15 protein-coding genes are annotated in these 15,868 nt (G+C 63.9%); 11 read left to right on the top strand and 4 right to left on the bottom strand.

Annotated elements, in window-relative coordinates:
• Positions 1-27 precede the first annotated feature (27 nt).
• Positions 28-1,899 carry a DNA mismatch repair endonuclease MutL gene (gene mutL / locus PVE73_RS20430; protein ID WP_277364003.1) on the bottom strand — a complete coding sequence of 624 codons (1,872 nt, stop codon included), beginning with the start codon at positions 1,897-1,899 and terminating at the stop codon, positions 28-30.
• 58 nt (positions 1,900-1,957) lie between these two features.
• Positions 1,958-2,419: a preQ(1) synthase gene (gene queF, locus PVE73_RS20425; protein WP_277364002.1), complete on the bottom strand. Its 462-nt coding sequence runs from the start codon at positions 2,417-2,419 to the stop codon at positions 1,958-1,960.
• Between the two features lie 170 nt (positions 2,420-2,589).
• Here queF and PVE73_RS20420 point away from each other — a divergent pair, with 170 nt between their 5' ends.
• Genes PVE73_RS20420 through PVE73_RS20410 form a run of 3 tightly spaced genes read left to right on the top strand, consistent with a single transcriptional unit; the run spans position 2,590 to position 5,400 of the window.
• Positions 2,590-3,777: a glycine C-acetyltransferase gene (locus PVE73_RS20420; protein ID WP_277364001.1), complete on the top strand. Its 1,188-nt coding sequence runs from the start codon at positions 2,590-2,592 to the stop codon at positions 3,775-3,777.
• Positions 3,778-3,797: 20 nt separating this feature from the next.
• On the top strand, positions 3,798-4,832 hold the full coding sequence (gene tdh / locus PVE73_RS20415; protein ID WP_277364000.1) for an L-threonine 3-dehydrogenase: 1,035 nt from the start codon (positions 3,798-3,800) through the stop codon (positions 4,830-4,832).
• Positions 4,833-4,854: 22 nt separating this feature from the next.
• A complete protein-coding gene (locus PVE73_RS20410; RefSeq protein ID WP_277363999.1) occupies positions 4,855-5,400 on the top strand; it encodes a DinB family protein in 546 nt (181 codons plus the stop codon).
• Between the two features lie 2 nt (positions 5,401-5,402).
• Here the strand turns inward: PVE73_RS20410 and PVE73_RS20405 are convergent, their stop codons facing one another.
• On the bottom strand, positions 5,403-5,738 hold the full coding sequence (locus tag PVE73_RS20405; RefSeq protein WP_277363998.1) for a TIGR01244 family sulfur transferase: 336 nt from the start codon (positions 5,736-5,738) through the stop codon (positions 5,403-5,405).
• Positions 5,739-5,780: 42 nt separating this feature from the next.
• On the bottom strand, positions 5,781-6,569 hold the full coding sequence (gene pcaD, locus PVE73_RS20400; RefSeq protein ID WP_277363997.1) for a 3-oxoadipate enol-lactonase: 789 nt from the start codon (positions 6,567-6,569) through the stop codon (positions 5,781-5,783).
• A gap of 328 nt (positions 6,570-6,897) precedes the next feature.
• On the opposite strand from pcaD, the gene PVE73_RS20395 reads away from it, so the two are divergent.
• The 8 genes from PVE73_RS20395 to PVE73_RS20360 all read left to right on the top strand — a co-directional run bounded on the left by PVE73_RS20395 (position 6,898) and on the right by PVE73_RS20360 (position 15,799).
• Positions 6,898-8,130, top strand: coding sequence for an ABC transporter substrate-binding protein (locus PVE73_RS20395; protein ID WP_277363996.1), 1,233 nt, complete (start codon positions 6,898-6,900; stop codon positions 8,128-8,130).
• Between the two features lie 83 nt (positions 8,131-8,213).
• Positions 8,214-9,110, top strand: coding sequence for a sugar ABC transporter permease (locus tag PVE73_RS20390; RefSeq protein WP_277363995.1), 897 nt, complete (start codon positions 8,214-8,216; stop codon positions 9,108-9,110).
• Positions 9,103-10,044, top strand: a complete 942-nt coding sequence (locus PVE73_RS20385) for a carbohydrate ABC transporter permease (RefSeq protein WP_277363994.1) — start codon at positions 9,103-9,105, stop codon at positions 10,042-10,044. Before PVE73_RS20390 ends, PVE73_RS20385 begins: the two co-directional genes overlap by 8 nt.
• A gap of 3 nt (positions 10,045-10,047) precedes the next feature.
• Positions 10,048-11,136 (top strand): ABC transporter ATP-binding protein, encoded by a 1,089-nt coding sequence (locus PVE73_RS20380; RefSeq protein WP_277363993.1) that lies wholly within the window; start codon positions 10,048-10,050, stop codon positions 11,134-11,136.
• A 107-nt stretch (positions 11,137-11,243) separates the two neighbouring features.
• Complete coding sequence (locus tag PVE73_RS20375) at positions 11,244-11,993, top strand: sugar phosphate isomerase/epimerase (RefSeq protein WP_277363992.1); 750 nt, start codon at positions 11,244-11,246, stop codon at positions 11,991-11,993.
• A gap of 10 nt (positions 11,994-12,003) precedes the next feature.
• Entirely contained in the window at positions 12,004-13,152 is a 1,149-nt protein-coding gene (locus PVE73_RS20370; RefSeq protein WP_277363991.1) for a Gfo/Idh/MocA family oxidoreductase, read from the top strand.
• Positions 13,149-14,195, top strand: coding sequence for an L-glyceraldehyde 3-phosphate reductase (gene mgrA / locus PVE73_RS20365; protein WP_277363990.1), 1,047 nt, complete (start codon positions 13,149-13,151; stop codon positions 14,193-14,195). The genes PVE73_RS20370 and mgrA overlap by 4 nt, the downstream gene beginning before the upstream one ends.
• Positions 14,192-15,799, top strand: coding sequence for a glycoside hydrolase family 43 protein (locus PVE73_RS20360; RefSeq protein ID WP_277363989.1), 1,608 nt, complete (start codon positions 14,192-14,194; stop codon positions 15,797-15,799). Before mgrA ends, PVE73_RS20360 begins: the two co-directional genes overlap by 4 nt.
• The last annotated feature ends 69 nt before the right edge of the window (positions 15,800-15,868 follow it).

Here is a 15,868-nt window from a genome sequence, read left to right as displayed (position 1 = left end):
TCGCCCGATCCGTCAAGCCGTCGGCATTCAGCGGCGCCCGAAGAGCCTCTCGATATCGGCGAGCTTGAGCTCGATATAGGTCGGACGGCCGTGATTGCACGTGCCTGAGCCGGGTGTGGCTTCCATCTGCCTTAGAAGCGCGTTCATTTCCTCGGGCTTGAGCCTCCGGCCGGAACGGACGGAGCCGTGGCAGGCCATCGTGGCGGCGATGTGGTCGATGCGTTCCCTGAGGCTGTTGGCGGTATCGTTGTCGGCGATCTCGTCGGCGAGGTCGCGCACCAGCGCGGCGGCGTCCACTTCGCCCAGCAACGAAGGCGTCTCACGCACCGCGACCGCCCCCGGCCCGAAGCGCTCGAGCCCCAGGCCGAGCCGGGCCAGGAAATCGGCATGGGCGGAGAGCCGCTCGGCATCCTCCTCCGGCAGGTCGACGATCTCGGGCATCAGCAGCATCTGCGAGGGAAGCGGGCGCGCGTGGATCGCCTGCTTCAGGGCCTCGTAGACGAGACGTTCGTGTGCCGCGTGCTGGTCCACGATGACAAGCGCATCCTCCGTCTGCGCGACGATATAATTCTGATGCACTTGCGCGCGGGCGGCACCGAGCGGATGGCGGGTGAGCTCGGCGGGTGCTTCGGCAACGCCTGCCCGCGCGTCGGCACTGACGGCAGGCCCCACTTCGAAGGCGGCCTGCCGTGCTTCGGCAAAACCGGTGGAAACCGCCGCGGGGCTGATCGTCTCTTCCAACGGGCGGCTGGGCGACTGCTCCACGTTCCATCCGCCGCGGGGGCGATCGGCGCCACCGAATGGCCCGCCGCGACCGAAGCCGTTCGCGCCACTGCCGGACGGGCGATTTTCGGGAACACGGAAGGCATCCATCATGGCGGCCGCGCCCGTTGTCGCGGAGCGTATGCCGGCGCCCTCGAGCGCCTGGCGGATGGCACCCACGATCAGCCCGCGCACGAGGCCCGGATCGCGAAACCGCACATCCGCTTTTGCCGGATGCACGTTGACGTCCACCAGTGCCGGATCGAGCGAGAGGAAAAGCGCCGTGACGGCGTGCCGGTCGCGCGGCAGCACGTCCATATAGGCGCCGCGGATGGCGCTGGCGATCAGTTTGTCGCGCACCGGCCGTCCGTTTACGTAGGCGAACTGGTTCAGCGCGTTGCCGCGCGTGAAGGACGGGATCGAGACATAACCTGTCAGGCCGACGCCGTTCCGCTCCGCATCGATGGGGAGCGCGTTCTCGGGGAATTCCTTTCCCATGATCTGGGCGAGCCGCCTCAGCAGCCCGTCGCCGTCCGCCGGCACCGACGGAAGCTCGACCGTGCTGCGGTCCGTGCCCGACAGCGTGAACCGGACGGCCGGAAAGGCAAGCGCGATGCGCTTCACCACATCCGTGATGGCGGATGTTTCCGCCCGCACGCCCTTCATGAATTTGAGCCGCGCCGGCGTGGCGAAGAAGAGGTCGCGCACTTCGACCGTGGTGCCTCGATTGGCGGCCACGGGCTTGACCGGCCCCAATCGTCCGCCGTCCACGATGATCTCCGCCCCGGCGTCGCCGCCTGGCGTGCGCGAGCGCAATGTGAGACGCGCCACCGAGCCGATCGAGGGCAGGGCCTCGCCCCGGAAACCGAGGGTGCGGATATCGTGGATGTCGTCGGAAAGCTTTGACGTGCAGTGGCGGGCGACCGCGAGCGGCAGCTCCTCGGCCGGGATGCCGCCGCCGTCGTCGATGACGCGGATGAGCGTCAGCCCGCCGCCCGCCGTGGCCACCTCGACACGGCTTGCGCCCGCATCGAGGGCGTTTTCCACCAGCTCCTTGACCACGCTCGCCGGCCGTTCGATCACCTCGCCGGCGGCGATCTGGTTGATAACGGTCTCGGAAAGGGCGCGGATCGGCATGCCGGTCTTATAGCCGGATTCGATAGCTGCGCGAACCCGCCGCGCCCCGCTGGAGGCTTTATCCCCGGCCTCTGTAGGGCGGCACACCGGTCTCGGGCACCCAGGCGTTTTCCGGCGGCGCGCCTGTCTGCCAGAAGACGTCGATGGGGATGCCGCCGCGTGGATACCAATAGCCACCGATCCTGAGCCAGAGCGGCTTGGCCGCTTCCGCCACGCGCCGGCCGATAAGGATGGTACATTCCTCGTGGAAGGCGCCGTGGTTGCGGAAGGAAGTAAGGAAGAGCTTCAGCGATTTCGATTCGACCAGAAGCTTGTCCGGCGCGTAGTCGATGACGATATGAGCGAAATCGGGCTGGCCCGTCACCGGGCAGAGCGAGGTGAATTCGGGGCAGGTGAAGCGGACGATTGCAGGCGGGCCGTCGCCCCGCGAGAAGGGCACGGTTTCGAGCACCGCCGCGTCGGGCGAGGCGGGTGTCTCCGCCGTTCCGCCAAGCTGCGTCAGGTTGCGTGTATCGGTCATGGGAAAGGTTCCCTTCTGTTGCTAAGATGGCGGCTTATAGGCTCTCCTTCCCTGCCGGGCGAAACGAAATTGGCAGCCGCGCTCGCCGCGATTTGACGAGGATCACGCGGCGGGTCTAAGGCGGGGCAAAGGCCGCCCGCATCGAATGGGCGATTTTCTGTGAGGCTCCCATGAAAGCATCCTACCTTGAGCATCTCTCCCGCGAGATCGACGGTCTGAAAGAGGCCGGTCTCTACAAGAACGAGCGCGTCATCACCTCCATGCAATCCGCCGCGATCACGAGCGGCGGGAAGAAGGTGCTCAATTTTTGCGCCAACAACTATCTGGGCCTCGCCGATAGCGAGGAGCTGCGCGAGGCGGCCAAGGCCGCGCTCGACCGGTACGGCTACGGCATGGCATCCGTCCGCTTCATTTGCGGCACGCAGGAGGAGCACAAGCAGCTCGAGGCGAAAATCTCCGCATTTCTGAGGATGGAGGACACGATCCTCTATTCCTCCTGCTTCGATGCCAATACCGGCCTGTTCGAGACGCTGCTCGGGCCAGAGGACGCGATCATCTCCGATGCGCTCAACCACGCCTCGATCATCGACGGCGTCAGGCTCTGCAAGGCGCGGCGCTACCGCTACGCCAACAACGACATGACGGAGTTGGAGGAGCGGCTGAAGGAGGCATCCGACGCCCGCTTCCGGTTGATCGCCACGGACGGCGTCTTCTCCATGGACGGCATCATAGCAAATCTCCGGACCATCTGTGATCTCGCGGAAAGATATGACGCGATGGTGATGGTGGACGACAGTCATGCGGTGGGTTTCGTCGGCGCCCACGGACGGGGGACGCCGGAAGCCTGCGGCGTCGAGGGCCGGGTGGATATCGTCACCGGCACGCTCGGCAAGGCGCTGGGCGGCGCCTCCGGCGGCTATACGAGCGCCAGGAGGGAAGTGGTCGAGTGGCTGAGGCAGCGCTCGCGCCCCTATCTCTTCTCTAACACGCTGGCACCGGTGATCGCGTCGGCATCGCTCAAGGTGTTCGACATCGTGGAGAATGGCGACGGCTTGCGCCGCAGACTCTATGACAACGCGGATCGCTTCCGCGACGAGATGACGAAGCTCGGCTTCAAGCTTGCCGGCAGCGGCCATCCCATCATCCCGGTGATGATCGGCGATGCCGCGTTGGCATCGAAGATGGCTGAACGGCTGCTCGATCACGGCATCTATGTGATCGGCTTCTCCTTTCCCGTGGTGCCCAAGGGCGAGGCCCGCATCCGCACGCAGATGTCGGCTGCCCATTCGACGGGGGATATCGACCGGGCGGTCGAGGCTTTCGGGGCGGTCGGGCGGGAGCTGGGCGTCATCTCCTGACGCCGGAGAAGGAAAAGACCATGTCCAACATGATGAAGGCACTGGTGAAGGCGAAGCCGGAGGAAGGGCTCTGGATGGAGCGCGTGCCGCTGCCGGAGATCGGCCCCAACGATGTGCTGATCAAGGTGAAGAAGACGGCGATCTGCGGCACCGACGTGCACATCTGGAACTGGGACGAGTGGGCGCGGAAGACCGTGCCGGTGCCTCTCGTCACCGGTCACGAATTCGTGGGCGAGGTGGCGGATGTGGGCGCCGCCGTCAGCGAATACCGCGTCGGCCAGCGCGTTTCCGGCGAGGGCCACATCGTGTGCGGCCACTGCCGCAACTGCCGCGCCGGCCGGGGGCATCTGTGCCGCAACACGCTGGGTGTGGGCGTGCAGCGCCCCGGCGCATTCGCCGAATATCTCGCCCTGCCGCAGCACAACGTGGTGGCGATCCCCGACGACGTGCCTGACGAGATCGCCGCGATCTTCGATCCGCTCGGCAACGCGGTGCACACCGCGCTCTCCTTCGATCTTGTGGGCGAGGACGTGCTGGTGACCGGGGCCGGGCCCATCGGCATCATGGGCGCGCTGGTGGCGCAATGCGTGGGCGCGCGCAAGGTGGTGATCACCGACATCAATCCGGGCCGGCTCGCGCTGGCCGAAAAGCTCGGCGTCCGCCACACGGTCAATGCCCGGGAGGAGAAGCTCGCCGATGTCATGACGCGCCTCGGCATGACCGAGGGCTTCGACGTGGGATTGGAAATGTCGGGCTCGGCTTCCGCCTTCCGCGACATGATCGACGCCATGAACAATGGCGGCAAGATCGCCATTCTCGGTATCGCGCCGACCGGCTTCGAGATCGACTGGAACAAGGTGATCTTCAAGATGCTGCACCTGAAGGGCATCTACGGCCGCGAGATGTTCGAGACCTGGTACAAGATGATCGCCTTGGTGCAGGGGCCGCTCGACGTCTCCGGCCTGATCACCCATCGCATAGCCGTCGACGATTTCCGCGAGGGCTTCGACGCCATGCGGACCGGCGTGGCGGGCAAGGTGGTGATGGATTGGTAAGAGTTTCAGGAGAGGTGCTTTTATGTCCGCCCTTGTCGATCATTTCTGCACGATGGCAGCGAACAACCGCTGGTCCAACGACCGGCTCTATCGCGCCGTGCTTTCGCTTCGTCCGGGTGAGTTTGAAGCCGCGCGCGTCAGCTTCTTTCCTTCGATCGCAGAAACGCTGAACCACATCCTGGTGATCGATCGCTACTATCTCGACGCGCTGGAGGAAGGAGGGGCGGGACTCGCCGTTTTCCAGGACTTCGCCCCCTTCGAGGAGCCTGCCGCGCTTACCGACGCCCAGCGCGAGGAGGACGAGCGGCTGATGGCGTTTTGCTCGGGTCTTTCCGAGGAGGACATGGCCCGGCGGGTCGCCACCGATCGGGGCGAGGAGGGCATTTTCCCCGAACGCATCGATGCGCTGCTCACGCATCTTTTCCTGCACCAGATCCACCATCGCGGTCAGGTGCACGCGATGCTGTCCGGCACCACGGTCAAACCGCCGCAGCTCGATGAATTCTTCCTGGATTTCGATATCCCGCTTCGGAAGGAAGAGGTCAGGAGGCTCCGGCTCCGCCGATAGGCTCAGCCCTTCATCTGCTGCACGAGGCCATAGAGATTGAGGCAGCGGGCGCCGCTGCGGCAATAGGCGAGCACGGGCCGGGGGAGCGTTTCGAGCACCGCCGCCATGTCGCGGACGTTCTGTTCCGTGATGGCGCCGGAGACGACCGGGATGAAGCGGAATTCGAGACCGGCCGCGCGTGCTGCCTCCTCCACCGCATCATGGGGAACCGCACCGTCTTCCGTATCCGGACGATTGCAGACGATGCTCTTGAAACCAGCCCCGGCGATGTCGGCAACCTGCACGGGCGCGATCTGGGCGGTGACCGCGAAATCCTCGTTGACGCTGCGAATGTCCATTCCGTTTCTTCCTTTCAAAGAACCGCTCGTGCTGCGGCCCGCCTATTCAACCTGCGTCACAAAGGACCGGATCAGCTCTGCCGTCCTTGCCGGCTGCTCTATGCAGGGCAGATGTCCCGCATCCTCGATGATCTCGAAGCGCGCGCCCTGGATGAGGTCCGCCATCTCGCGTACGAGGTCTGGCGGCGTGGATCCGTCCTGATCGCCGACCACGCACAATGTGGGCACCTTCAGCGCCCGGGTGGATTCGGTCAGGTCCGCATCGCGCAGTGCCGCGCATGTGCCGGCGTAGCCCTCCGGGCTCGTGCGTGTGAGCATTGCGAGATAGCCGATATAATCGGGATTCTCCGGCGTGCGGTAGGCGGGCGTGAACCAGCGCTGCATGATACCGTCCGCCATAGAGGCGATGCCGCTTTCGTTCGCCGTCTTGATGCGTCCGTTCCAGAGCTCCTCATTGCCGATCTTGTGGGCCGTGTCGCACAGCACCAGCGCGCGCACGAGATCCGGCCTGAGCGCCGCGAGCCCCTGGGCGATCATGCCCCCGACGGACAGGCCGACCATGGCGGCGGCCTTGATGCCGAGATGGTCGAGAAGAGCGGCGAGATCCTGCACGTGGTCGGTCATCGCGTAGGGCTGCGGCGTGGCCTCCGAAAGCCCGTGCCCGCGCTTGTCATAGAGGACGAGGCGGAAGTCGCCTTCGAGACGGAGAGCGACTTCGTTCCAGATGCGGAAGTCCGTGCCAAGCGAATTGGCGAAGGCGATGACCGGCCGTTCAGCCTGTCCCCGCACCTCGTAGTGCAGCACGACACCGTTTACGCGGGCAAATGCCATGTTCGATACCCCATGACCTCGACGAGGTGTCTACGGGAAAAGTTGCGTCCGCGTCAACGCGGCTGGAGGCCGTCGGGACCTGCTGGCGCCGATCCGCCCGCAACGCCGTGCCGTCCGGACTTCTTTCCGCGGTTTGCGTATTTCTTTCGAGTTGTGAAAAAAATTTGATCCCGCCGGGCGGAAATGGGTTGACACCCAGGGAACTCTAAATCAACTTGCTATGTAATCGATTGCAGGGCGCCGATCCAGGCGTATTAAATCGATTACATCGGTGGAGGCCGGTGTGGGTGGTTGGAGACTGCCAAGCGGACCCAAGGGAGGAAAAAAGATGAAATCTATCAAGGTATTCCTGACTGCGACGACGTTTCTGGCCGCCGCAACGGCCGCCAAGGCCGTCGATCTGGAAGTGACGCACTGGTGGACGTCCGGCGGCGAGGCTGCGGCCGTGGCCGAGTTCGCCAAGGCCTTCGACGCCACTGGAAACAAGTGGGTCGACGGCGCCATCGCCGGTGGCGGCAATACGGCGCGCCCCATTATGATCAGCCGCATCACCGGCGGCGACCCGATGGGTGCGACGCAGTTCAATCATGGCCAGCAGGCGGCGGAACTGGTCGAAGCCGGTTTCATGCGCGATCTGACCGACCTTGCCGAGCAGGAAGGCTGGCGCGACGTGGTTGAGCCGTCGTCGCTGCTCGACAGCTGTACGCTGGACGGCAGGATCTATTGCGTTCCCGTCAATATTCACTCCTGGGAATGGCTGTGGCTCTCCAACAAGGCTTTCGAGGATGCCGGCGTACCGGTCCCGGCGAACTGGGACGAGTTCGTCGCAGCCGCTCCGGCGTTGGAAAAGGCGGGCAAGATCCCGCTCGCCGTCGGCAGCCAGTCCTGGCAGATACATGGCGTATTCCGTGTGCTTCTGATTTCGCTCGCGGGGCCGGAGATCTATCAGAAGGTCTATGGCGACAAGGATGCCGAAGTGGCGGCCGGTCCGGAGGTCGCCAGGATATTCAAGGCCGCCGATGACGCGCGCAAGATGGCTGCCAAATCCAATGTGCAGGACTGGAACCAGGCGACCAATCTGGTGATCACGGACCAGGCCGGAGGCCAGATCATCGGCGACTGGGCCCAAGGCGATTTCCAGGTGGCGGGTGAAGTTGCGGGCGAGGACTATACCTGCCTCCCCGGGCTTGGCGTCGGCAAGGCTCTGGAAACCGGCGGCGATGCGTTCTACTTCCCGTTGGTGGACGATCCGGAGGTGTCCAAGGCGCAGGAGGAACTGGCCAGGGTCATGCTCGATCCCGAGGTGCAGGTCGCCTTCAACCTGAAGAAAGGGTCAGTGCCGGTCCGCGGCGACATCGATCAGAGTGCCGCCAACGACTGCATGAAGAAGGGTCTGGCAATTCTGGAGGGCGGTGGCGCCGTCCCCTCTCAGGAGCAGTTGATGTCGCCGGACGTCATCAACCAGATCAACGATCTGATGGCGGAATTCTTCAGCACGCCGTCGATGACGCCTGAGGATGCGCAGCAGCGTTTCGCCGATATCATCGGCAGCGCCGCCTGACCGCGTGACGATGATGCACCGGCCCTGCCGCAAGCGGGCCGGTGCATCATGACCCTCAAATTCGCCGGTCGGGAGATCATGCGATGCCGCAGCAACGCCGTCCGAACCAGCTTTTCCGCAATCTTCACGCGAAGATCGCCGCCATCCCGATGATCCTCACCGCCTCGGTGGTCTTCGCCGGCGGCACGATCTGGACCGTGATCTATTCCTTCACCGGCTCCGGCCTTCTGCCGAGGCTCAGGTTCGTCGGCCTGGCCCAGTATGACCGGTTGTGGTCGACTCCGCGATGGTTGGTCTCGATCGAGAACCTGTTCATCTACGGTATTGGCATGCTGGTGTTCTCGCTGGTCATCGGCTTCCTCCTCGCCGCGCTGCTCGATCAGAAGATCCGCTTCGAGAACACGTTTCGCACCATCTTCCTGTACCCCTTTGCGCTCTCCTTCATCGTCACCGGGCTCGTCTGGCAATGGATCCTGAACCCGGATTTCGGCATCCAGAACACGGTGCGGGAACTCGGCTGGGAGAGCTTCTCCTTTGATCCGCTCTACAATCCCGACATCGTGATCTACGGCATTCTGATCGCGGCCCTGTGGCAGAGCACGGGGCTTGTCATGTGCCTGATGCTGGCGGGCCTGCGCGGCATCGACGAGGAGATCTGGAAAGCGTCGCGGGTCGACGGCATACCGGCCTGGAAAACCTATCTCTTCATCGTTATCCCGATGATGCGGCCGGTCTTCATCACTGCGCTCGTCATCATCGCCACCGGCATCGTGAAGGTCTACGACCTGGTCGTCGCGCAGACGAGCGGCGGCCCGGGCATCTCCTCCGAGGTGCCCGCCAAATATGTCTATGACATGATGTTCTCGTCCCAGAATCTGGGCCAGGGCTTCGCCGCCTCGACCATGATGCTGCTATCGGTCCTCATCGTCGTCATCCCCTGGGCCTATCTCGAATATGGGGGAAAGAAGCGCCATGTCTAACGTCGGGACCCTCAACACCGCCGGCATCGCCGCGGCCGCAATCTCGGAGGAGCTCGTGGGGCCGCGCGGCGCCCGCCCCACCCGTGTGCTTTCGCGCGGCAACATCTTTCTTTACGGCACACTGTTCGTGGTGGCGGTCTACTACCTCCTGCCGCTCTATGTGATGGTCGTGACCTCGCTGAAGGGCATGCCCGAGATCCGCCTCGGCAACGTCTTCTCGCCGCCGATGGAGATCACCTTCGAGCCGTGGGTGAAGGCCTGGGCGACCGCCTGCACGGGGCTCAATTGCGATGGGCTCTCACGCGGCTTCTGGAATTCGGTGCAGATCACCGTGCCCTCCGTGATCCTGTCGATCGCCATTGCCTCGGTGAACGGCTACGCGCTCTCCCTCTGGCGCTTCAAGGGTGCCAACCTCTTCTTCACGATCCTGATCATCGGCGCCTTCATTCCGTATCAGGTGATGCTCTATCCGATCGTCATCATCCTGCGCGAGATCGGCCTCTACGGCAGCCTCTCCGGCCTTGTGCTCGTCCACTCCATCTTCGGCATGCCGATCCTGACGCTGCTCTTCCGCAACTACTTCAGTTCGGTGCCGGAGGAGTTGTTCAAGGCGGCACGCGTCGACGGCGCCGGCTTCTGGGGCATCTATTTCAAGATCATGCTGCCCATGAGCCTGCCGATCTTCGTGGTGGCGCTCATCCTTCAGGTCACCGGCATCTGGAACGACTTCCTGTTCGGCGTCGTCTACACGCGGCCGGAGACCTATCCCATGACCGTCCAGCTCAACAACATCGTCAATTCCGTCCAGGGGGTGAAGGAGTACAACGTGAACATGGCGGCCACGCTTCTGACCGGCCTCGTGCCGCTCATCGTCTACTTCGCCTCCGGAAAACTGTTCGTGCGCGGCATCGCCGCCGGCGCCGTGAAGGGTTGAGCCATGACCAGCGTCTCCATCAAGAAGCTCAGCTTGAGCTTCGGCGACATCGAGGTCCTGAAGGACCTCGATCTCGAGATCGACAAAGGCGAGTTCCTGGTCCTTCTCGGCTCCTCCGGCTGCGGCAAGTCCACGCTCTTGAACTGCATCGCCGGGCTCCTCGACATCACCGATGGCCAGATCTTCATCAACGATCGCAACGTGACCTGGGAGCAGCCGAAGGACCGCGGCATCGGCATGGTGTTCCAATCCTATGCGCTCTATCCGCAGATGACGGTGGCGGGGAATCTGGCCTTCGGTCTCAAGAACGCCGGCGTGCCGAAGGACGAGATAGAGCGGCGCATAGCGCGCGCGGCGGGGATTCTCCACATCGAGCCGCTTCTGAAGCGCAAGCCCGCCCAGCTTTCCGGCGGCCAACGCCAGCGCGTGGCGATCGGCCGGGCGCTGGTGCGCGACGTGGACGTGTTCCTGTTCGACGAGCCCCTGTCGAACCTCGACGCGAAGCTGCGTGCGGAGCTTCGGGTGGAGATCAAGCGGCTCCACCAGCAGCTCGAAAGCACCACGATGATCTATGTCACGCATGACCAGATCGAGGCGATGACGCTCGCCGACCGCATCGCCATCATGCGCGCGGGTGCGATCCAGCAGCTTGCCGATCCGGGCACGATCTACAACAGGCCGATCAACAAATATGTCGCCGGCTTCATCGGTTCGCCCAGCATCAACTTTATCGATGGCGTGCTGGAGCTGAACGGCAGTCCCGCCTTCCGCGCCGGCGATACGCGTATCGGGCTCGACCGCTACGCCTTTTCCGGAAACGGACCGAAGCCTGGACGCGTCGCTTTCGGCATCCGCCCGGAGCACATTTTCATGGACAGGGGCGCGGAGGATCAGCCCTTCAAGGCCGAGGTGGACGTTGATGTGGTGGAGCCGATGGGAGCCGATACGCTCGTGTGGTCCAGGCTCGACGGCCACGAGCTGCGCTTCCGGGTGGATGGGCAGGTCCCGGTCCGCAAGGGGGAACGGGTGCAGGTCGGCTTCGATCCCGTCCGCGCCTCCATCTTCGACGCGGAGACGGAGATGCGGCTCTAGAGCCAGGATTCAGACCGGGGTTGCCTGAGGGTTACCCGCTCAAACAGCAAGATGCTGGTTTCAGTGCAGCGCCCGCAAGGGAGCCAAATGTTGGAGAAACGAAATAAATGACCGAGTTTTCCTATCAGCTTTATTCTTCCCGTAATTTCCCGCCGCTCGCCGACACGCTGCGTATGCTGAAGAAGCTCGGCTATGCCCAGGTCGAGGGCTATGGCGGTGTCTATGGGGATCTTCCCGCCCTCAAGGCGGCGCTCGACGAGACGGGGCTTGCCATGACCTCCGGGCATTTCGGCATCGATGTGCTGGAGAACGAGCCGGAGAAGGTGATAGAGATCGCGAAGACCGTGGGCATGCAGGCGGTTTACTGTCCCTTTCTGGTGGCCGAGCAGCGTCCCACGGATGCGGCCGGCTATGCCCGCTTCGGCGAAAGGCTGCAGAAAGCGGGCGAGCCGCTGACCAGGGCAGGCCTCGTTTTCGGCTGGCACAATCACGATTTCGAGTTCCGCCGGCTTTCAGATGGCGCCATTCCCCAGGCCGAGATCTTCCACGGCGGCCCGGAGCTTTCCTGGGAGGCCGATATCGCCTGGATCGCGCGCGGCGGGGCCGACCCGATCGAGTGGATCGGGGAATATGCCGGCCGTGTGTCCGCGATCCACGTCAAGGACATCGCGCCCGAAGGCGAGGCCGCCGACGAGGACGGCTGGGCCGACGTCGGCACCGGCACGATGGACTGGAAGACGATTTTCGATACGGTGCGGGAGAAGACGAAGGCGCGCTTCTTCGTCATGGAGCACGACAAGCCGAACGACCATGAGCGCTTCGCGCGCCGTTCGATCGAGAACGCAAGGAATTTCTGAGAGGCATCGCATGATCAGGAAACTAGGGGTTGGAGTGATTGGCTGCGGCAATATCTCGGCGGCCTACATGCGGCTGGCACCGCTCTTCCGCGGGATCGAGATGCGCGCCTGCGCGGATGCGAGCCCCGCGGCGGCAAAGGCGCGCGCGGCGGAATTCAACCTGCGCGAGGAGACGGTGGACGGGCTGCTGGCCTCCGACGATATCGACGTGGTCGTCAATCTCACCATCCCCGCCGCCCATTACGAGATTTCCCGGCGGGCGATCGAGGCCGGCAAGCACGTCTACTCGGAGAAGCCCTTCGTGCTCTCTGTCGAGGAGGGTAAGGCCCTGGCCGAACTGGCGGAACGCAAAGGTGTGCGCGTGGGCTCGGCCCCCGACACTTTTCTCGGCGGCTCGCACCAGCTTGCACGCAGCGTCATCGACTCCGGGGCGATCGGCAAGATCGTCAGCGGCACCTGCCACGTGATGAGCCACGGCATGGAGCACTGGCACCCGAATCCGGATTTCTTCTTCAAGCCGGGCGCCGGGCCGGTGCTCGATATCGGTCCATATTACGTGACGAACCTTATCCAGCTCATCGGCCCCGTGAAACGGGTGGGCGCACTCGCTTCGATCCCCACCAGGGAGCGCGTCATTCTCTCCGAACTGCGCAAGGGCGAGAAGATCGTCGTAGAGACCCCCACCACGATCCACGCGGTGATGGAGTTCGCGAGCGGCGCCATCGTGACGCTCGGCGCGTCCTGGGATGTCTGGCACCACAAGCATGCGAATATGGAGCTCTATGGCGAGAAGGGTTCGCTGCACGTTCCTGACCCGAACTTCTTTGGCGGTGATCTCATCCTCACCGACCAGGAGAAGGTGGTCGACGCGCCGAAATGGGACCATCCGCTGGGCGTCTCCAACCAGGAATCGAAGGACGGCAAGGCGCTCGCCAATTACCGCGCGGCGGGTCTCGCCGATATGGCGATGGCGATTCTGGAGGGGCGGCCGCATCGCTGTTCGCTGGAGATGTCGCTGCACGCCATAGATGTGATGACATCCATCCTCAAATCCGGTGAACTGGGCAGGTTCGTCGACCTTTCCACCACCTGCGAGCGTCCGGCCGCTCTTGATATCGCTGCCGCGCGCGACCTTCTGGCGGAGAAGGAGTTCGCATGAGTTGGGAGCCTGCGGCAGATCGCTATGAGAAAATGCAATATCGCCGGTGCGGGCGTTCCGGCCTGAAGCTGCCGGTGGTCTCGCTCGGCCTTTGGCACAATTTCGGGGAGGACAGGCCGCATGAGCTGAAGCAGGCGATCTGCCGCAAGGCTTTCGATCTGGGCATCACCCATTTCGACCTCGCCAACAATTACGGTCCGCCGCCGGGCTCTGCCGAGGAGGCCTTCGGCGAAATCCTGCGAACGGATTTTTCCGGCCTGCGCGACGAACTCATCATCTCTTCCAAGGCGGGCTACCTGATGTGGCCCGGTCCCTATGGTGAGTGGGGCAGCCGCAAATACCTGATCGCAAGCTGCGACCAGAGCCTCAAGCGGATGGGGCTTGATTATGTCGACATCTTCTACTCCCACCGCTTCGACCCGGAAACGCCGCTGGAAGAGACGATGATGGCGCTCGACCACATCGTGCGCTCCGGCCGCGCGCTCTATGCGGGCATCTCCTCCTACAATTCCCGGCGCACGCAGGAGGCGGCCGCCATTCTCCGCGAACTGGGAACGCCCTGCCTCATCCATCAGCCCAGCTATTCGCTGATCAATCGCTGGGTGGAGGATGACGGGCTTCTCGACACGCTGGAGGAGCTTGGCATCGGCTCCATCGCCTTCTCGCCGCTGGCGCAGGGCATGCTCACGGACAAGTATCTCAAGGGCATTCCGGAAGAAAGCCGCGCGGCCCAGGGGAAATCGCTGAAGAAGGAATTCCTCAACGGGAAGACCATCGAGAACGTCCGCCTGCTGAACGAGCTTGCGAAGCGGCGCGGCCAGAGCCTCGCCCAGATGGCGGTCGCCTGGGTCCTGCGTGGCGGCCGGGTGACCTCCGCGCTTATCGGCGCAAGCCGGCCGGAGCAGGTGGAGGAGATCGCGGGTGCGCTCGACAACGCCGATTTTTCCGCCGAGGAGCTGGCGGAGATCGATCGCTATGCACGGGAGGCGGACATCAACCTCTGGGCCGCATCCGCCGAACGGAAAGGTCCGCAGCGGAAATGATCGTCAACCCCATTCTGCCCGGTTTCAACCCGGACCCCTCCATCTGCCGGGTGGGCGAGGACTATTACATCGCCACCTCGACCTTCGAGTGGTATCCGGGGGTGCAGATCCATCATTCGCGCGATCTGGTGAACTGGCGGCTGGTCAAGCGTCCTCTCGACCGGGCTAGCCAGCTGGACATGCGCGGCAACCCGGATTCCTGTGGCATCTGGGCGCCCTGCCTCTCCTATGCCGACGGCCTGTTCTGGCTCGTTTACACGGACGTCAAGCGCTACGACGGCAATTTCAAGGACACGCATAATTACATCGTCACCGCGCCGTCCATCGAGGGGCCCTGGTCCGATCCGGTTTACGTGAATTCGTCCGGCTTCGATCCCTCGCTGTTTCACGATGACGACGGGCGGAAATGGTTCCTCAACATGGTGTGGAACCACCGCTCCAGTTCCGTCGGCGGCAGCCCGAAGCACCCGGCCTTCGCCGGCATCCTGCTGCAGGTATATGATGCGGAGGCGGGAAAGCTGGTCGGCCCGGTCAAGAACGTCTTCAAGGGCAGCCCGCATGGGCTGGTGGAGGGTCCGCACCTCTTCAAGCGTAACGGCTGGTACTACATGACCGTGGCCGAAGGGGGCACCGGCTACGGCCACGCGGTCACCATGGCGCGCTCCCGGCAGATCGACGGGCCGTACGAACTGCACCCCGACATGCACCTCTTCACGTCGAAGGACGCGCCGGAGGCTCCGCTGCAGCGCGCCGGTCACGGCCAGATCGTGGAGACGCCGGACGGTGCCGTCTATCATACCCACCTCTGCTCGCGCCCGCTTCCCGGCACGCGGCGCTCGCCGCTCGGCCGCGAGACGGCGATCCAGAAATGTGTATGGAAGGAAGACGGCTGGCTCTATCCGGAAAGTGGAAGTCCCGTGCCGGAGATGCGAGTGCCGGCGCCTCTCGACGTGGAGCCCGCATCGCCACAGGATGTCGAGCATCTTTTTGACGGCACCGATCTGCCGGATGAATTTCAGTGGCTGCGTACGCCTTATCCGGAACGCATTTTCAGCTTCACCGGGTCTGCGCTCAGGCTGTACGGCCGCGAGTCGGTTGGAAGCTGGTTCGAGCAGGCGCTGGTGGCCCGCAGGCAGGAGCACCATCGCTATCGCGCCGAAACGGAAGTGATCTTCGAGCCGGTGACGTTCCAGCAGGCGGCGGGACTGACGGCCTATTACAACCGCCACAAATTCCATTTCCTGGCCGTGACCTGGCACGAGACGGCGGGCCGCTCGCTGACAATTCTGAGTTGTCCCGGCGAATGGCCGGACGGCAGGCTTTCCTTCCCGCTCGCCGAGCCTGTGCCCTTGTCGGGCGATGGGCCGGTCGGGCTGGCAATGGAGGTGAAGGGCACCAACCTGCAGTTCTTCTATCGTCCTGAGGGAGGGGACTGGCAGCCGGTCGGGCCAGTGCTCGACGCCAGCATGATCTCCGACGAGGGCGGGCGCGGCGAGCACGGCTCCTTTACAGGTGCATTCGTCGGTATGCTCTGCTTTGATACGAGTGGCAGCGCATTGCCGGCCGATTTCACGCGCTTCGCCTACATTCCGGACGTAGGGTGATGGCGAGCAGTGCGGACAGGCCGAAAGCGCATGTGACGAGACGGACGACGCGGCCTGCGGGAACGCCGA

It is taken from the genome of Chelativorans sp. AA-79 (assembly GCF_029457495.1).
Lineage (GTDB): Bacteria > Pseudomonadota > Alphaproteobacteria > Rhizobiales > Rhizobiaceae > Chelativorans.
The sequence above is the reverse complement of the archived record's forward strand: the minus strand, read 5'-3'. Positions and strand labels throughout refer to the sequence as shown.